The 16,784-nt window shown below is 71.7% G+C and carries 12 protein-coding genes and 2 rRNA genes (1 of these 14 only partly in view); 9 read left to right on the forward strand and 5 right to left on the reverse strand.

What is annotated here, in order from left to right; genetic code table 11:
- A 23S ribosomal RNA gene (locus OG559_RS18245) occupies nucleotides 1–1,634 on the forward strand; it begins 1,475 nt to the left of the window's first position.
- A gap of 86 nt (nucleotides 1,635–1,720) precedes the next feature.
- Nucleotides 1,721–1,837, forward strand: a 5S ribosomal RNA gene (gene rrf, locus OG559_RS18250).
- Nucleotides 1,838–1,966: 129 nt separating this feature from the next.
- Here rrf and OG559_RS18255 read toward each other — a convergent pair.
- Nucleotides 1,967–2,650, reverse strand: a complete 684-nt coding sequence (locus tag OG559_RS18255; protein WP_405105316.1) for a hypothetical protein — start codon at nucleotides 2,648–2,650, stop codon at nucleotides 1,967–1,969.
- Between the two features lie 69 nt (nucleotides 2,651–2,719).
- Here OG559_RS18255 and OG559_RS18260 point away from each other — a divergent pair, with 69 nt between their 5' ends.
- The 3 genes from OG559_RS18260 to OG559_RS18270 all read left to right on the forward strand — a co-directional run bounded on the left by OG559_RS18260 (nucleotide 2,720) and on the right by OG559_RS18270 (nucleotide 7,100).
- Entirely contained in the window at nucleotides 2,720–5,338 is a 2,619-nt protein-coding gene (locus OG559_RS18260) for a valine--tRNA ligase (protein ID WP_405105318.1), read from the forward strand.
- A gap of 95 nt (nucleotides 5,339–5,433) precedes the next feature.
- Nucleotides 5,434–6,705: a bifunctional folylpolyglutamate synthase/dihydrofolate synthase gene (locus tag OG559_RS18265; RefSeq protein WP_405116761.1), complete on the forward strand. Its 1,272-nt coding sequence runs from the start codon at nucleotides 5,434–5,436 to the stop codon at nucleotides 6,703–6,705.
- The gene (locus tag OG559_RS18270; RefSeq protein ID WP_405105320.1) at nucleotides 6,702–7,100 is read left to right on the forward strand and encodes a DUF4233 domain-containing protein; all 399 of its coding nucleotides are present in this window, start codon (nucleotides 6,702–6,704) and stop codon (nucleotides 7,098–7,100) included. The genes OG559_RS18265 and OG559_RS18270 overlap by 4 nt, the downstream gene beginning before the upstream one ends.
- Before the next feature lie 93 nt (nucleotides 7,101–7,193).
- Here OG559_RS18270 and OG559_RS18275 read toward each other — a convergent pair whose 3' ends face one another.
- Nucleotides 7,194–8,561 carry a VOC family protein gene (locus tag OG559_RS18275; protein ID WP_405105322.1) on the reverse strand — a complete coding sequence of 456 codons (1,368 nt, stop codon included), beginning with the start codon at nucleotides 8,559–8,561 and terminating at the stop codon, nucleotides 7,194–7,196.
- A 144-nt stretch (nucleotides 8,562–8,705) separates the two neighbouring features.
- On the opposite strand from OG559_RS18275, the gene ndk reads away from it, so the two are divergent.
- Nucleotides 8,706–9,131 (forward strand): nucleoside-diphosphate kinase, encoded by a 426-nt coding sequence (gene ndk, locus OG559_RS18280; protein WP_405105324.1) that lies wholly within the window; start codon nucleotides 8,706–8,708, stop codon nucleotides 9,129–9,131.
- 39 nt (nucleotides 9,132–9,170) lie between these two features.
- On the opposite strand, the gene sigJ is transcribed toward ndk, so the two are convergent.
- Both sigJ and OG559_RS18290 read right to left on the reverse strand, forming a co-directional pair.
- Nucleotides 9,171–10,103: an RNA polymerase sigma factor SigJ gene (sigJ, locus tag OG559_RS18285; protein WP_405105326.1), complete on the reverse strand. Its 933-nt coding sequence runs from the start codon at nucleotides 10,101–10,103 to the stop codon at nucleotides 9,171–9,173.
- The gene (locus tag OG559_RS18290; RefSeq protein ID WP_405105328.1) at nucleotides 10,052–10,492 is read right to left on the reverse strand and encodes a carboxymuconolactone decarboxylase family protein; all 441 of its coding nucleotides are present in this window, start codon (nucleotides 10,490–10,492) and stop codon (nucleotides 10,052–10,054) included. Before OG559_RS18290 ends, sigJ begins: the two co-directional genes overlap by 52 nt.
- Nucleotides 10,493–10,766: 274 nt before the next feature.
- On the opposite strand from OG559_RS18290, the gene OG559_RS18295 reads away from it, so the two are divergent.
- Nucleotides 10,767–11,468: a lysophospholipid acyltransferase family protein gene (locus OG559_RS18295; protein WP_405105330.1), complete on the forward strand. Its 702-nt coding sequence runs from the start codon at nucleotides 10,767–10,769 to the stop codon at nucleotides 11,466–11,468.
- 73 nt (nucleotides 11,469–11,541) lie between these two features.
- Here OG559_RS18295 and OG559_RS18300 read toward each other — a convergent pair whose 3' ends face one another.
- Nucleotides 11,542–13,389: a hypothetical protein gene (locus OG559_RS18300; protein ID WP_405105331.1), complete on the reverse strand. Its 1,848-nt coding sequence runs from the start codon at nucleotides 13,387–13,389 to the stop codon at nucleotides 11,542–11,544.
- Nucleotides 13,390–13,900: 511 nt separating this feature from the next.
- Here OG559_RS18300 and OG559_RS18305 point away from each other — a divergent pair.
- Nucleotides 13,901–15,892, forward strand: a complete 1,992-nt coding sequence (locus OG559_RS18305; protein ID WP_405105333.1) for a TIGR03960 family B12-binding radical SAM protein — start codon at nucleotides 13,901–13,903, stop codon at nucleotides 15,890–15,892.
- 172 nt (nucleotides 15,893–16,064) lie between these two features.
- Entirely contained in the window at nucleotides 16,065–16,778 is a 714-nt protein-coding gene (locus tag OG559_RS18310; protein ID WP_405116764.1) for a TIGR03936 family radical SAM-associated protein, read from the forward strand.
- Nucleotides 16,779–16,784 lie beyond the last annotated feature (6 nt).

A 16,784-nucleotide genomic window follows, 5' to 3' on the forward strand; every position in this document is an offset into this window, starting at 1 on the left:
CCGAGAGGCGTAGTCGATGGACAACGGGTTGATATTCCCGTACCCGCGAAAGAACGCCCATGATGAACTTCGTTGTGCTAACCGTGTGATCTTGGGGCGGTCTTCGGACTTAACTGGGTGAGTGTGGGAACCTGGCGGGTAGTAGTCAAGCGATGGGGTGACGCAGGAAGGTAGCTGAGCCCGGCCGGTGGTTGTGCCGGGGTAAGCGTGTAGGCCGTACCGTAGGCAAATCCGCGGTGCATATGGGCTGAGACGTGATGCCGAGCCGATTCAGGTGAAGTCAGTGATCCTATGCTGCCGAGAAAAGCCTCTAGCGAGTTCTTAGCGGCCCGTACCCCAAACCGACACAGGTGGTCAGGTAGAGAATACCGAGGCGATCGGGCGAACTGTGGTTAAGGAACTCGGCAAATTGCCCCCGTAACTTAGGGAGAAGGGGGGCCGGAGACGTGAAGCCCCTTGCGGGTGGAGCGTTGTATGGCCGCAGAGAGCAGGGGGAAGCGACTGTTTACTAAAAACACAGGTCCATGCGAAGAAGTAATTCGATGTATATGGACTGACGCCTGCCCGGTGCTGGAACGTTAAGGGGACCTGTTAGCTCTTCGGGGCGAGGCGGAGAACTTAAGCGCCAGTAAACGGCGGTGGTAACTATAACCATCCTAAGGTAGCGAAATTCCTTGTCGGGTAAGTTCCGACCTGCACGAATGGCGTAACGACTTCCCCACTGTCTCAACCACAGGCCCGGCGAAATTGCATTACGAGTAAAGATGCTCGTTACGCGCGGCAGGACGGAAAGACCCCGGGACCTTTACTATAGCTTGACATTGGTATCCGAATTAGCTTGTGTAGGATAGGTGGGAGCCGGTGAAGTCCATACGCCAGTATGGGTGGAGGCAATCTTGAAATACCACTCTGGTTGATTTGGGTTTCTAACTTCGGGCCGTTATCCGGTTCAGGGACAGTGTCTGGTGGGTAGTTTAACTGGGGCGGTTGCCTCCTAAAAGGTAACGGAGGCGCCCAAAGGTTCCCTCAGCCTGGTTGGCAATCAGGTGTTGAGTGCAAGTACACAAGGGAGCTTGACTGTGAGACTGACAGGTCGAGCAGGGACGAAAGTCGGGACTAGTGATCCGGCACTTGCGAGTGGAAGCGGTGTCGCTCAACGGATAAAAGGTACCCCGGGGATAACAGGCTGATCTTCCCCAAGAGTCCATATCGACGGGATGGTTTGGCACCTCGATGTCGGCTCGTCGCATCCTGGGGCTGTAGCAGGTCCCAAGGGTTGGGCTGTTCGCCCATTAAAGCGGTACGCGAGCTGGGTTTAGAACGTCGTGAGACAGTTCGGTCCCTATCCGCCGTGCGCGTAGGATACTTGAGAAGGGCTGTCCCTAGTACGAGAGGACCGGGACGGACGAACCTCTGGTGTGCCAGTTGTCCTGCCAAGGGCACGGCTGGTTAGCTACGTTCGGAAGGGATAACCGCTGAAAGCATCTAAGCGGGAAGCCTGCTTCAAGATGAGGTATCCCACCCACCTTTGGTGGGGTAAGGCCCCCAGCTAGACTACTGGGTTGATAGGCCGGAAATGTAAGCTCGGTAACGGGTTGAGTTGACCGGTACTAATAGGCCGAGGACTTGACTACTAAGCTGCTACGCGTCCACTGTGCAACTCTCGACAAATGAACAACAGACCAGATTTGTTTGGTGTTGTTTGATATGTCGATAGAGTTACGGCGGTCATGGCGGAGGGGAAACGCCCGGTTACATTCCGAACCCGGAAGCTAAGCCCTCCAGCGCCGATGGTACTGCACTCGTGAGGGTGTGGGAGAGTAGGACACCGCCGGACATCTTTCGGTCAGGGCCACCCCTTCGGGGGTGGCCCTGACGCGTTTCCGTGACCATTTCCGAACCCGGACCGGGCCGCTCCGGGCGTGAACCGTCCTGAACGAGGTCTCCGGCCGGGGGCGCTGCGGGCTCAGGAGCGGGTCTGGACATCCTCGCGGATCTGCCGCATCAGGTCACCGGCGGCGTCCAATGGGCGCCCCGGCATCATCGCCAGCGCGACGCTGCCGTGGTCCGCCCAGCCGCAGACGGCGAAGTCACCCCCGTCGCCGCTGGTGGTGCCGCACTTCATCACCCCGCCGAACCGGCCGGCCGGCACCTTGCGCAGCCCGGTGACCTTCCCGGTCTCGTCGGCCATCAGGCCGAAGAGGGTGTCCAGGTCGCGTTCGGGCTGCCACAGCAGGGTGGTGCCCCCGAAGAGCAGCACCGAGCGCTTGTCGTCCGCCGGATCGCGGTACACGACGCCGAGGCTGCGATCCAGGTCGATGTCGGCGGACAGCCCGTCGCGCAGGTAGTCGGCGGTGCTGCGGGCCCGCTCGCTGTCGTCGCGTTGCAGGCCGGCGACGGTGGCCGGAGCGGCCAGCCGGGCGTCCTTCTGCTGCGCCACCCGCCAGCCGGCGACGCCCAGCGCCCCGACGCCGGCGAGTCCGGCCGCCAGGAGCACGGCGAGGGCGATCCGTCCGCGCCGGGATTGGGGGCCGCGCCGTCGGGCCCCGTCCTGCGGGTCCCGGTTGCTGAGCCGGATCGGTTCCTCGGTGAGGTCGATCGGCTCAGGCTCGTCGGCGAGCGGACGCTCGGTGAGATGTGCGTCGGACATAGCCGACACCGTACGCGAAGGGCAGGTGGCGCACGTCGGGTCCGCGGAAGCGCTCCGTAGACTTTCAGGGTGACCGACAGACTGGATGCCCGACGCCCCGACGCCCCGACCCTGCCCGCCCAGTACCAGCCGGGCGAGGTTGAGCAGCGACGGTACGAGCAGTGGGTAGCCGCCGGGCACTTCCGGGCGTCGGCCCAGAGCGACAAGCCACCCTTCGCCGTCGTCATCCCGCCGCCCAACGTGACCGGCTCGCTGCACATGGGCCACGCGTTCGAGCACACGCTGATGGACGCTCTGACCCGGCGCAAGCGGATGCAGGGCTTCGAGGCGCTCTGGCTGCCGGGCATGGACCACGCCGGCATCGCCACCCAGAACCTGGTCGAGCGGCAGCTCGCCGGCGAGGGCCTGTCCCGGCACGACCTGGGCCGGGAGAAGTTCGTCGAGCGGGTGTGGCAGTGGAAGGCCGAGTCCGGCGGCGCGATCCTGGGCCAGATGCGCCGCCTCGGCGACGCGGTCGACTGGGACCGCGAGCGCTTCACCATGGACGCGGGGCTGTCCCGGGCCGTGCAGACCATGTTCAAGAAGCTCTTCGACGACGGGCTGATCTACCGGGCCAACCGGATCATCAACTGGTGCCCGCGCTGCCTGACCGCGCTGTCCGACATCGAGGTGGAGCACACCGACGACGACGGCGAGCTGATCTCGATCCGGTACAGCGACGAGGTCGTGGTGGCCACCACCCGCGCCGAGACGATGCTCGGCGACACCGCGGTGGCGGTGCACCCCGACGACGAGCGGTACCGGCACCTGATCGGCACCGAGGTCGCCCTGCCGCTGACCGACCGGCGCATCCCGATCGTCGCCGACGAGCACGTCGACCCGAGCTTCGGCACCGGCATGGTGAAGGTGACCCCGGCGCACGACCCGAACGACTTCGAGATCGGCCAGCGGCACGACCTGCCCGCCCTGACGATCATGGATGAGCGCGGCATCATCACGGCGCCGGGTCCGTTCGAGGGCCTGGACCGGTACGAGGCCCGGCCGGCGATCGTCGCCGCGCTCCGCGAGCAGGGCCTGATCGTGGCCGAGAAGCGGCCGTACGTGCACGCGGTGGGCCACTGCTCACGGTGCAAGACCACGGTCGAGCCGCGGCTGTCGCTGCAGTGGTTCGTCAACACCGCCCCGCTGGCCAAGGCGGCCGGGGACGCGGTGCGCGACGGCCGGGTGAAGGTCGAGCCGGCCGAGCTGGCCAAGCGCTACTTCGCCTGGGTCGACAACATGCACGACTGGTGCATCTCCCGCCAGCTCTGGTGGGGCCACCGCATCCCGGTCTGGTACGGCCCGGACGGCGAGATCGTCTGCGTCGGCCCGGACGAGGAGCCGCCGACCGGCGCTGGCTGGCACCGGGACGAGGACGTGCTGGACACCTGGTTCTCCAGCGGGCTGTGGCCGTTCTCCACCCTCGGCTGGCCGGAGCAGACCCCGGACCTGGCGAAGTTCTACCCGACCAGCGTCCTGGTCACCGGTTACGACATCCTGTTCTTCTGGGTCGCCCGGATGATGATGTTCGGCCTCTACGCCATGGACGGCCGGCCGCCGTTCGACGTGGTGGCCCTGCACGGCATGGTGCGCGACGAGCACGGCAAGAAGATGTCGAAGTCGTTCGGCAACGTGGTCGACCCGCTGGACTGGATCGACCGGTTCGGCGCGGACGCCACCCGGTTCACCCTCGCCCGGGGCGCCAACCCCGGCCAGGACGTCCCGGTCAGCGAGGACTGGTGCCAGGGTTCCCGCAACTTCTGCAACAAGCTGTGGAACGCCACCCGGTTCGCGCTGATGAACGGCGCCCACACCAACGGCCCGCTGCCGCCGGCCGAGCAGCTCTCCACCGTCGACCGGTGGATCCTGTCCCGGCTGGCGCACGTCACCGCCGAGGTCGACGAGCAGTTCGAGGCGTACGAGTTCGCGAAGGTCTGTGACCTGCTCTACCACTTCGCCTGGGACGACGTCTGCGACTGGTACGTGGAGCTGGGCAAGCCGGTGCTCGCCGAGGGCGAGGCGGCGGCCGACGCCACCCGGCGGGTGCTCGGGCACGTGCTGGACCAGCTCCTGCGGCTGCTGCACCCGGTGATCCCGTTCGTCACGGAGGAACTGTGGATCGCGTTGACCGGCGGGGAGACGGTGGTGACGGCCGCGTGGCCGGCCGCCGACCGTACCGGGATCGACGACGCCGCGGAGGGCGAGGTCGGCGCCGTCCAGCGGGTGGTGACCGAGATCCGGCGGTTCCGTTCGGACCAGGGCCTGCGGCCCACCCAGCGGGTGGTCGCCCGGCTCGACGGTCTGACCGGCGCGGGCATCGCCTCCCACGAGCGGCTGATCCGCTCGCTGGTCCGGCTCGACCCGGCCGGCGACGACTTCCAGGCCAGCGCGACCCTGGCCATGCCCGGCGAGGTGAGCGTCGCGCTGGACACCCGGGGCTCGATCGACGTGGCCGCCGAGCGGGCCCGGCTGACCAAGGACCGCGCCGCCGCCGGGAAGGAGGTCGCGCAGGCCCGCGCGAAGCTGGACAACCCGGCGTTCGTGGGGAAGGCCCCGGAGCCGGTGGTCGCCAAGATCCGCGACCGGCTCGCCACCGCCGAGGCCGACCTGATCCGCATCGATGCCGCTCTGGAGGCGCTGCCCTCGTGACCGAACGTAACGATCGCACCCACCGCACCGCTCGCGGCGTCGACGGCGAGTTCGCCGCCGTCGACGCCGAGCTGGCCGCGCGCGGGTTCACCCGCATGCACTTCGAGCTGGACCGGATCGAGACGCTGCTCGACCTGCTCGGCAGCCCACAGCGGGCGTACCCGTCGATCCACCTGACCGGGACCAACGGCAAGACCTCGACCGCCCGGATGATCGACTCACTGCTGCGGGCGTTCGGGCTGCACACCGGCCGGTACACCAGCCCGCACCTGGAGACCGTCCGGGAGCGGATCAGCCTGGACGGGGAGCCGGTCAGCGAGGAACGCTTCGTGGCCACGTACCGCGAGGTGGTGCCGCTGGCCGAGCTGGTCGACCAGCGCTCCGCCGAGCCGTTGACCTACTTCGACCTGACCACCGCGCTGGCGTTCGCCACCTTCGCGGACGCCCCGGTCGACGTCGCGGTGGTCGAGGTGGGGCTCGGCGGGGCGGAGGACTCCACCAACGTGATTCAGGCCGGCGTCGCGGTGCTTACCCCGATCGGGCTGGACCACACCGAGTGGCTGGGCGACACCCTCCAGGACATCGCCCTGCACAAGGCCGGGATCATCCACAAGGGGGCCACGGTCGTCTGCGCGGCGCAGGACGATGAGGCCGCCCGGCCGATCCTGGAGCGGTGCGCCGAGGTCGGCGCGACGATCGCCCGCGAGGGGTCGGAGTTCGGCGTGCTGCGCCGTTCGGTGGCGGTCGGCGGCCAGGTGCTCAGCATCCAGGGCCTCGGCGGGGTGTACGAGGAGATGTTCGTTCCGCTGCACGGCGCACACCAGGCGCAGAACGCGGCGGTGGCGCTCGCCGCCGTGGAGGCGTTCCTCGGGGCGGGGGCGAATCGGCAGCTCGACGTGGAGGCGGTCCGGGAGGGCTTCGCCGCCGTCAGCTCGCCCGGCCGGCTGGAGAAGGTGCGGAACGCGCCGACGATCCTGCTCGACGGGGCGCACAACCCGCACGGGATGGCGGCCACGGTGACCGCCCTGCAGGAGGAGTTCGCGTTCAGCAAGCTGGTCGGTGTGCTCGGTGTGCTCGGCGACAAGGACGCGGTGAGCCTGCTGGAGCTGCTGGAGCCGGTGCTCGACTCGCTGGTGGTCACCCGCAACAGCTCGCCGCGGGCGATGCCGGTCGACGAGCTGGCCGAGTTGGCCCTGGCCGTCTTCGGGGCGGACCGGGTGGCGGTGGCCGAGGAGATGCCCGACGCGATCGAGGCGGCGGTGGCCGAGGCCGAGGCCGACGTCCCCGGCGAGCTGTCCGGGGTCGGCGTGCTGATCACCGGGTCGGTGGTGACCGTGGCCGACGCCCGCAGGCTGTTCAAGCGATGACCGCCCCGGACCCCGACCGCCCGGCGGAGGGCGTCGGCGACGGGTCGGGTCAACGGCGCTCCGGGCTGCGCAACCCCGAGGGGGCGGTGCGTGGCCTGGGCGCCGGGACGCTCGGCCTGGAGGCCCTGGTGCTGCTGCTCGCGATCCAGCCGATCCGGGTGGTCGGCGGGGAGCTCAGTGGCGCGGCCGTCGCGGTGATCGTGGCGTTGGCCGTGGCGGCGGTGGTGCTCGCCGGGATGATGCGCCGACGGTGGGCCTGGTACGCCGGCACGGTGCTCCAGGGGGCGCTGCTGCTTGCCGGGCTGCTGCACTGGTCGCTGCTGGTGGTGGGGATCATCTTCGCCCTGGTCTGGGGGTACGCCCTGCACGTGCGCCGGGTGATCCTCGGCCGCTGAGCCGCCGCCTGCCGGACGGGGTCCGCTGCGGGACGGCTCCGCGGCGCGGCTCTGCGGCGCGGAGCCCGGTGTCGGAGGGCCGTCCCCACACGTTCAGGCGTCGGCGCGGGTGCGCCACTGGGTGAGGGCGATGCCGTGGCCGTCCGGGTCGCGGAAGGCCGCCGCCCAGACCTCCAGTTTGGTGCCCCGGTTCACCACCCTCGGGGCGTACGTGAAGCGGACGCCGGAGTCGCGCAGCCGCTCGTACGCGCCCTGGATGTCGTCGACCTCCAGGTTCACGTGGACCAGGCGGCGGCTCATCGGGGCCGCGCCGGTGACCTCGCGCAGCACCAGTCGGGTCGTCCCGGAGGCGAGCACGGCGTTGCCGGCGCCCCGGTCGACCTCCTCGAAGCCGAGGGTGTCCCGGTAGAACTCCAACGACCGGTCGAGGCCGGTGACCAGCAGGGTGATGCCGACCCCGCTGATCGGGGCCGTCGCTTCGGCGGGCTCGGTCTCCGGGTCGTAACCGAAGATCGCCTCGTCCAGCTCGTCCAGCTCGTGCTGGTCGGGGGCCGGCCCGGGGCGCGGGGCCGGGTCGCCCAGCGGCACGTCGATGGGGTCGGCCGGGGCGCCCGCGTCGATGGTCTCGACGGGGACGGTCGGGTCGAACCGTTCCTCGGCCGGCGGGCGGGGGGCCGGGGTGGCCCGCCGGGGCAGCGGGCCAGAGGCCGGGTCCACCAGCGTCCCCTCCAGCACGACCGGGCCACCCGGCCGCTGGTGCATCACGACCGGCTCCCGGCCCTCCGGCAGCGGGCCGAGGTCGTCGTCGCGCAGCGGGTCGGGCCCGGGCGGGTCGCGCAGGTCGTCGCGGAAACCGGACGAGCCACGCAGGTCGTCGTGGAAACCGGGCAGGTCGCGCAGGTCGTCGCGGAAGTCGTCGTCCGGCACGCGGTCGGCCCACGGCGGCGCCTCCTGCTGGATCAACATCTCGTCGACCGGGTCGGCGCCCGCGTACTCGGGCGGGAGGTCGGCCATCGCCGCCGCGGCGGTCTCCGCGTGGGTGGGCACCTCGTCCCAGAGGACGCGGACGTGCCGCTGGTCGTCCAGGGCCACCCGGATCGGCAGGGCCTGCCCGATCGAGGGCCACTTCGCCACCGGGACCCGCGGCTCGATGATCTTCTTCGACCGGGGCGGCAGGCCGGGCGCGTCGATGACGAGCTGCAACTCGCAGCGGCCGAACGCGTACGCGTTCGGCGGCTCGGAGGCGCTGTGCACGTGGCCGACGCCGACCACCCAGGTTCGGCCGCCGCCGCGCACGGTGGCCATCGCGATCGCCAGCACCAGCAGGGCCACCCCGAGCGCCACGATCGCCCAGCTGGTCATGCCCAGCCCGAACAGGACCACGAAGGTCGCCACGGTGCCCAGCACCGCCGCGATGAGCTTGCGTACCGGCGCGATGGGTCGGTTCCCGCCATTCGCCACTGTGGACCTCCCATGGGTCAAGGGCCAGGCTAGGCCGGATCGGCGACCCAGGGAATAGCGCAGCCGCCGCGCCGGTGCCGGCACCGGGTCGCTAGGCTGACCGTACCCAGCCGAGCCGTCTTCCGCGCACAGGAGGAACCCAGCGTGTCCAGCAGCAGCCCGGACGAGCGTTCTCTCGTTCTGATCAAGCCCGACGCGGTCGGCCGTGGCCTGGTCGGTGAGATCCTCTCCCGCTTCGAGCGCAAGGGCCTGCGGATCGACGCCATGGCTCTCCGGACGATGGACGGCGACTTCGCCGACCAGCACTACGCCGAGCACGTCGACAAGGCGTTCTACCCGCCGCTGAAAGGGTTCATGACCAGCGGCCCGCTGGTGGCCCTGGTGCTCTCCGGCGACCAGGTCATCGAGGTGGTGCGCGGCATGATCGGCAGCACCGACGGCCGCAGGGCCGACGCCGGCACCATCCGGGGCGACTTCTCCCTGTCCAACCGGGAGAACCTGGTGCACGCCTCCGACTCGACCGACAGCGCCAAGCGCGAGATCACGCTCTGGTTCCCCGAGCTGGGCTGACGGCTTCCCGACGCCGGGCACCCCGGCCCGGCCGCCGGCTCACCCCGTCAGTCGGGTGAGCTTCTCCGGGTTGGCGACCACGTACAGGTCAGTGATTCGGCCGCCGGCGGCGGCCACGGTCAGCGCGTACCGCCGGCCGCCGGGCCAGTCCACGACGTACCCGGCCCGGCCGTTGAACTCGATCGGGACCGCGCGTGGCGTCGGCCGCCGGGGCCCGAGGACTCCGGCGAAGAAGCGGGCCACCCGGTCCGCCCCGCGCACCGGGTTGCGGGCCGCCTTGGCCCGGCCGCCCCCGTCGCTCCACGAGGTGACGTCGGTCGCCACCAGGTCCGTCAGCCGGGCCAGGTCGCCGTCACGGGCCGCGGCGAGGAACGCGTCCAGCAGCCGCCGCTGCTCGCCCGGGTCGGCCGCGAAGCGTCGGCGGTCGTCGGCGATCCGGGCCGCCGCCCGGTGGTGCAACTGCCGGCAGTCCGCCGCGGACCGGTCCAGGATCTCGCCGACCTGCGCGTACGGCAGGTCGAAGGCGGTGCGCAGCACGTAGACCGCGCGCTCCGGCGGAGTCAGCCGCTCCAGCAGGTGCAGCAGCGCCAGGGAGAGCGAGTCGCGCAGCTCCGCGTGTTCCGGCGGCCCGAACGGCGAGGGCGCGGTGGGCACCGGCTCCGGCAGCCAGGGTCCGACGTACGTCTCCCGGGTGGCCTGCCGGGCCCGGAGCCGGTCGATGGCGAGCCGGGTGACCACCCGGGACAGGTAGCGGCGCGGCTCGTCCACCGCAGCCCGGTCGACGCCCAGCCACCGCAGGTACGCGTCCTGGAGCACGTCCTCGGCGTCGTGCAGGCTGCCGAGCATCCGGTACGCCAGGCCGAGCAGCATCGGCCGGTGCGCGTCGAGCGCACCGGCCGCCTGCGCCGCCCCGGCCGTCGTCACCCGTCCGTCGGCGGTTGGCGCCGGGTGGCGGCCACGATCCGGTTCCACACGTTGATTGTGGCGATCGCGACCGTCAGGTCCGCCAGTTCCTTCTCCGACCAGACCTTCGCGGCGGCGTCCCAGACCTCGTCGGGCACCCCGTGCTCCCCGAGGCGGGTGAGCGCGTCGGTGAGCGCGAGCGCGGCCCGTTCCCGTTCGTCGAAGAAGGGCGCCTCCCGCCAGGCCGCCACGGCGAACAGCCGCCGGCTGGACTCGCCCGCCGCGAGGGCGTCCCGGCTGTGCATGTCCACGCAGAACGCGCAGCCGTTCAGCATCGACGCGCGCAGCTTCACCAGTTCCAGCACCGTGTGGTCGAGGTTCGCGCGGCTGTACCGCTCCAGTCCGGCCACCGCCCGGTACGCCTCCGGCGCCACCGTTTCCAGATCGATCCGACTCATCGTGTTCTCCCGTCCTCGTCGGTACAACAGGACGACGGGTGGCGGGGGCGTGGATGTGACGGCGGCGGGTGTGACGCCGGTCATGCCGCCGCCGGCCGACCTTCGAGGCCTCGCCGGAGGCCCGGGCCGCCGGCCGAGACGGGCCCTTTCCGGGAGGAGCCGCTGCCCGGCAGCCCTCCGCCACGCAGCGGACGGCCCGGCCACCCGTTCGGCCCGGCGTGACCGCGTCGGCTAACGTGACATCGCCCCGTCCAGCACGACCGCCGGAGGACCAGTGCCGCTGCTCTACACCATCGGCAAGCTCACCGTGGCGCCCGCGCTCCGGTTGGCCTTCCGACCGACCGTGGAGGGTTTGGAGCATATCCCGGCGACCGGTGGCGCCATCTTCGCCGGCAACCACCTCTCCGTCGCCGACGAGCTGTTCCTCGGCACGGTCGTGCCCCGGCACCTGGCGTTCTGGGCGAAGTCGGAGTACTTCAAGGGGACCGGCCCGAAGGGCGCGTTGTCGAAGTTCGTGCTCACCGGGCTGGGGGCCATCCCGGTCGAGCGGGCCGGCGGCCGGGCCGCGCTGTCCGCGTTCGACGCGGCGATCCCGGCGCTGCGAGCCGGTGACTTCGTCGCCGTGTACCCGGAGGGGACCCGCTCGCCCGACGGGCGGCTCTACCGGGGCCGCACCGGGGCCGCCCGGCTGGCGGTCGCGGCCGGCGTCCCGATCATCCCGGTCGGTATGACGGGCACCGACAAGGCGCAGCCGATCGGCACCAGGGTCCCCCGGCCCGGGCGGGCGGACATCGTCGTGCGCTTCGGCAAGCCGCTCGACTTCACCGGCCGCCCGGACGACCGGACCTCGCTGCGGGAGATGACCGACGAGGTGATGAGCGAGATCCAGAAGCTCACCGGCCAGGAGTACGTGCCGCGCTACGCCCCGCCCCGCGCGCGTCCGGCGGCCGAGGGCGAGCCGCCGGCCGCGGCCTGACCGGCCCGCCCCGGTTCCTCACTCCGGCCCCTGGCTGCCGGCCTCGGCCGACCCCACCCCGTCGCGCCGGGCCTCAGCCCGTCGTGCCCGGGTCCTGGTCGGGCGTGACGATCTGCTCGCGCATGGTCTCCAGCAGCCGGGCGCTGTCGTCGACGGAGAGCTGGGTGAACACGCCGGTGGTGAGGCTGCCATGGTCGACCGAGGTGCACACCACCACGTCGGTGCCGTCGAGGGCGCCGACGGCGCAGCGCTCGAACCGGCCCCGGACGCCGGTCTCCACCACCTGCTTGTCCCCGAGCCGGTACGGCTCCGTCAGCCGGGTCATCTCGTCGTCCGCGTCGCTCTCCGGGGTCAGCCGGAACCCGGTGCCGCCGAACACCGCCACCGGTTTGCCCGCCGGCGAGGCGTACACGCCGGCGAAGGTGCCCTCGGTCAGCAGGTGTGCCTTGCGCACCTCCTTCTCCAGTTCCTTCGCGGTGGCCTGGCTTCGGGCGTCCTCGCGTAGCGACAGGTCGGAGATCTGCTGCGGCAGCGCGGCGCTCGCCGGGTACTGCTCCCACATCGGCTTCACCCAGTAGGCCGGGCAGCCGCAGCAGCAGGCGATGCTGAGCAGCAGCACCCACGGCCAGCGCCGACGGCGTCGGCGGGGGGCCCTCGGCGCGGGCGGCATCGGCGCCGCCGGCGGCGGGGCGGGCCGGTGCTGCTGCGGCGGCCGGGACGGCGCGACCGGCAGAGCCGGCGGCGGGGCGGACGGTGACACCTGACGCGGCAGGGCCTGCGATGGCATCTGACGGGTCGGCGCCGGTGGCCGGGCCACGGGCGGCGGCGAACTGACGGGCCGCGCCGCGGGCGACACCGGCCGGGCCCCCTGCGGTGGGGTGGCCGGATGGGCCACCGGCGGCGGGGTCGGGGGCCCGACGACGGGTGCCGAGCCGGCGACCGGCCCCGGGTGCCGCCGGGCGGCCGGCGGCGTCGGGTACGACAGCGTCGGCGGCAGCGGGGGCAACTCGGCGGAGTGCAGGTCCCAACTGCCGGTGTCCACGCCGGCCCACGGGTCCACCGGCACCTGGCTCTCCGGGGGCGGCAGCGGGCCGTGCCCGATCGGGGCGGGTGGCGGCGGGGTGGGCTCCGCCGACTCGCCCCAGTGCCGCCTGTGTTGCGGCGGCGGTGGGACCGGCGCGGAGCCGGTCCACCGGGGCGCCGGGGGCGCGGAAGCGGCGGGGTCGAGGGTGGTCCGGTCGGGTCGGGCGTCGACCTTCGTCGGGTCGGGGGTCGGGACTGCCGGGGTCGGCCCACCGTCGCCGCGAGCCGGATCCGGGCCAGTTCGTCCGGGGGTGGCCTCGATCCGGGTGGGGTCCGGGCCGGTGCGTTGCGGGGCGGCCTCGACCCGGGTGGGGTCCGGGCCGTTCTGTTCGAGAGTCGCCTCGGCCGCAGTCGGGTCCGGTCCGGCCGGGTCCGGTCCGGCCGGGTCCGGTCCGGCCGGGTCCGGTCCGGTCGGGTCCGGGGCGGTCGGCTGCGGCGCGGTCGGCTGCGGTGCGGTGTCGGCCGCCAGGGCCGGGGTGGCCGGCTCGGGCCACGCCGCAGGGTCGACCCGGGTGGGCTCCGGCGGAGCCGACGCCTCGGCCGCCGGTCGGAATTCGCGGACCGGGGTGGTCGCGTCGGGAGCGTCGCTACCCGGGGTGCCGGCGGAGCCGACCGGGTCGGGGGCGTCATCCGCCGGGGTGGCGGGCGTGCCCTCCGGGTCCGCGGCCGGCACGTCCGCGGCGGCGGGCGGCGCGGAGGTGCCGCGTGAGCCCGGGGCGGCGGGCGGTGATTCGGGGGAGGGGGTCGACTCGCCGGCGACGGCTGGACCCTGGTCCCGGTCGTTGGCCGGGGTGCCCCCGTCGGCCGGTCGGTCTGCTCCCGGCTGCGGGTGCGGCATCGCGGCAATCTCCTCTCACGCCGGTCCGAGATTAGTACCGGGGTGCCACCGACGACGATCCGCCCACGTCCCGGGTGGCGCGTGGACGGGCACCAGCAGCCGCTTCCCCACCGGCCGGGTCCTCCTGCGCCCAGGCCGGCATCGCCGTCCCGTCGCCGGCGGCACCGCCGCCGGGGCGCTCCTACTGGCCGCATCAGAAGGGCCTGATGGACGCCGCCACCACCGTGCAGCACGACGCCGAGGCCGTGCCTCTCGTTGTCGGGCAGGCCTGACCCCGGCGCGGGCACCGGGCCCGCTCCTTCCGCCGGCACTCCTCGGCAGTGCCGCCGGATCACCGTAGCGGCGGCGCAACTCCCGCCCGGTGGCGTGTTCATCGGGTAGGTGGCCACCATCCCGCAGTTGCACCGCCGCGCTGATCAGCGCTGGCCCGACCGGTCCTCCCCGGGGCGGGGCCGGGCGCGTGGCGGATGCGACGCGGCGGCCGGTGGGCGGACGCGTACCCTTGGGCATCATGAGCGTCCCGTCCACCACCCCGCGCCCCGCCGCGGCCAACTCCGTCTGGCCCCGGCTGGAGCCGCTGCTGCCCCAGGTGACCAAGCCCATCCAGTACGTCGGTGGCGAGCTGGGCGCGGTGGTCAAGGACTGGGACACGGCGACCGTCCGCTGGGCGTTGATGTATCCGGACGCCTACGAGGTCGGGCTGCCCAACCAGGGCGTGCAGATCCTGTACGAGGTCCTCAACGAGCTGCCTGACGTGCTCGCCGAGCGGACGTACGCGGTCTGGCCCGACCTGGAGAGCCTCATGCGCACGCACGGCGTGCCGCAGTTCACCGTCGACGCCCACCGCGCGGTGCGCGACTTCGACGTGTTCGGCATCTCGTTCTCCACCGAGCTGGGCTACACCAACCTGCTCACCGCGATCGACCTGGCCGGCATCCCGATGCTCGCGGCGGATCGCACCGACGCCGACCCGGTGATCGTGGCCGGCGGGCACGCCGCGTTCAACCCGGAGCCGATCGCCGACTTCGTCGACGCCGCCGTGCTCGGCGACGGCGAGGAAGCTGTCCTGGAGATCACCACGATCGTCCGGGAGTGGAAGTCCGAGGGCTCCCCGGGCGGCCGGGACGAGCTGTTGCTGCGGCTGGCCCGCACCGAGAGCGTCTACGTCCCGCGCTTCTACGACGTGGACTACCTGCCCGACGGGCGGATCCAGCGGGTCGTGCCGAACCGGGCGGACGTGCCGTTCCGGGTGCACAAGCGCACGACGATGGACCTGGACGCCTGGCCGTACCCGAAGAAGCCCCTGGTCCCGCTCGCCGAGACCGTGCACGAGCGGTACGCGGTGGAGATCTTCCGGGGCTGCACGCGGGGCTGCCGGTTCTGCCAGGCCGGCATGATCACCCGGCCCGTCCGGGAGCGGTCGATCACCACTGTGGGACAGATGGTGCAGCAGGGGCTGGAGTTCTCCGGCTTCCACGAGGTGGGCCTGCTGTCGCTGTCGTCCGCCGACCACTCCGAGATCGGCGACATGTGCTCCGGCCTGGCCGAGCAGTACGCGGGCACCAACGTGTCGCTGTCGCTGCCGTCGACCCGGGTGGACGCGTTCAACATCGACCTGGCCCAGGAGTTGTCCCGCAACGGCCGGCGCACCGGTCTGACCTTCGCCCCCGAGGGCGGGTCTGAGCGGATCCGCAAGGTGATCAACAAGATGGTGTCGGAGGAGGACCTGATCCGCACCGTCGTCACCGCATACACCAACGGCTGGCGGCAGGTGAAGCTGTACTTCATGTGCGGCCTGCCCACCGAGACCGACGACGACGTGCTCCAGATCGCCCGGATGGCCCACGAGGTCATCAAGGCGGGCCGGGCCGCCACCGGCTCGAAGGACATCCGCTGCACGGTCTCCATCGGCGGGTTCGTGCCGAAGCCGCACACCCCGTTCCAGTGGGCGAAGATGGAGCGGCCGGAGGTCATCGACGGCCGGCTGAGGCTGCTCAAGCAGGAGATCAACTCGAACCGGTCGCTCGGTCGCGCGATCGGCTTCCGCTACCACGACGGCGAGCCGTCGCTGATCGAGGGCCTGCTCAGTCGCGGCGACCGCCGGGTCGGCGCGGTGATCCGTCGGGTCTGGGAGAACGGCGGCCGGTTCGACGGCTGGAGCGAGCACTTCTCGTACCAGCGCTGGGTGGACGCCGCCGCCGCGACGCTGCCGGCCTTCGGCGTGGACCTGGACTGGTACACCACCCGGGAGCGCGACGAGCTGGAGGTCCTGCCCTGGGACCACCTGGACTCGGGCCTGGACAAGGACTGGCTCTGGAAGGACTGGCAGGACTCGACGTCCGAGTACGAGCAGGACGACTGCCGGTGGACCCCGTGCTTCGACTGTGGGGTCTGCCCGTCCATGGACACCGAGATCCAGATCGGCCCGACGGGCCAGAAGCTGCTTCCGCTCACCCCGCTCAACGGCGCCGGCCTGAAGGTGCCCACCCACACCCACCCCTGACCCACGGCCGGCCACCACCGCCCGCTGCGTTGATCAGGTAGGTGTCGTCACGGTCACGGCATGTCGGCGACGGCACCTGCACGACCAACCGGTTCTGAGTCCGAGGAGCACGACGATCAGCAGGAAACCACAGCCGGAGGGCGGGCAGGCCCCGATCGTCCAGCGTGTCCGGATCCGGTACGCCAAGCGTGGACCGCTGCGGTTCACCTCGCACCGCGACTTCGCCCGTGCCTTCGAGCGGGCGTTGCGTCGGGCGGGTGTGCCGATCGCCTTCTCGCAGGGCTTCACCCCGCATCCCAAGATCTCCTACGCCAGCGCCGCCCCGACCGGGGTGGCCAGTGAGGCGGAGTACCTCGAGATCGGGCTCCGCGAGCCGGTCGACCCGGAGCAGTTGCGGGCCGCCCTGGACGCCGCCCTCTCGCCCGGCCTCGACATCCTGGAAGCTGTCGTCGCCTCCGGCGGTGGTCTTGCCGACCGGATCGAGGCGTCGCACTGGCGGATCGAGTTGCCGGAGGTCGAGCCGGCCGTGCTGGATCGCGCGGTGGCCGCCTTCACCGCCGCCGAGGATGTCCAGGTCGAGCGGATGACCAAGCAGGGCCGCCGCACCTTCGATGCTCGCGCGGCAGTCATCAGCATCGATGTGATTGCGTCTCCGCAGACGCCTTCCGGGGCCACGGCCGTACCGTGTGCGATACTCGAACTGGTCGTCCGGCAGGTCACCCCGTCCGTACGACCCGATGACGTCCTTTCCGGCCTCCGCGCGGTGGCCGACCTGGAGCCGCCGGTCGCCCCGAGGGTGATCCGGCTGGCGCAGGGCACGTTGACCGCGCAGGGCGCGATCGCGGATCCGTTGGACGCGGACCGCATCGGGGCAGCCATCGTATGAGCGTTG

Origin of the sequence: Micromonospora sp. NBC_01405 (genome assembly GCF_045040155.1) — a bacterium.
In the GTDB taxonomy this organism is placed as follows: domain Bacteria; phylum Actinomycetota; class Actinomycetes; order Mycobacteriales; family Micromonosporaceae; genus Micromonospora.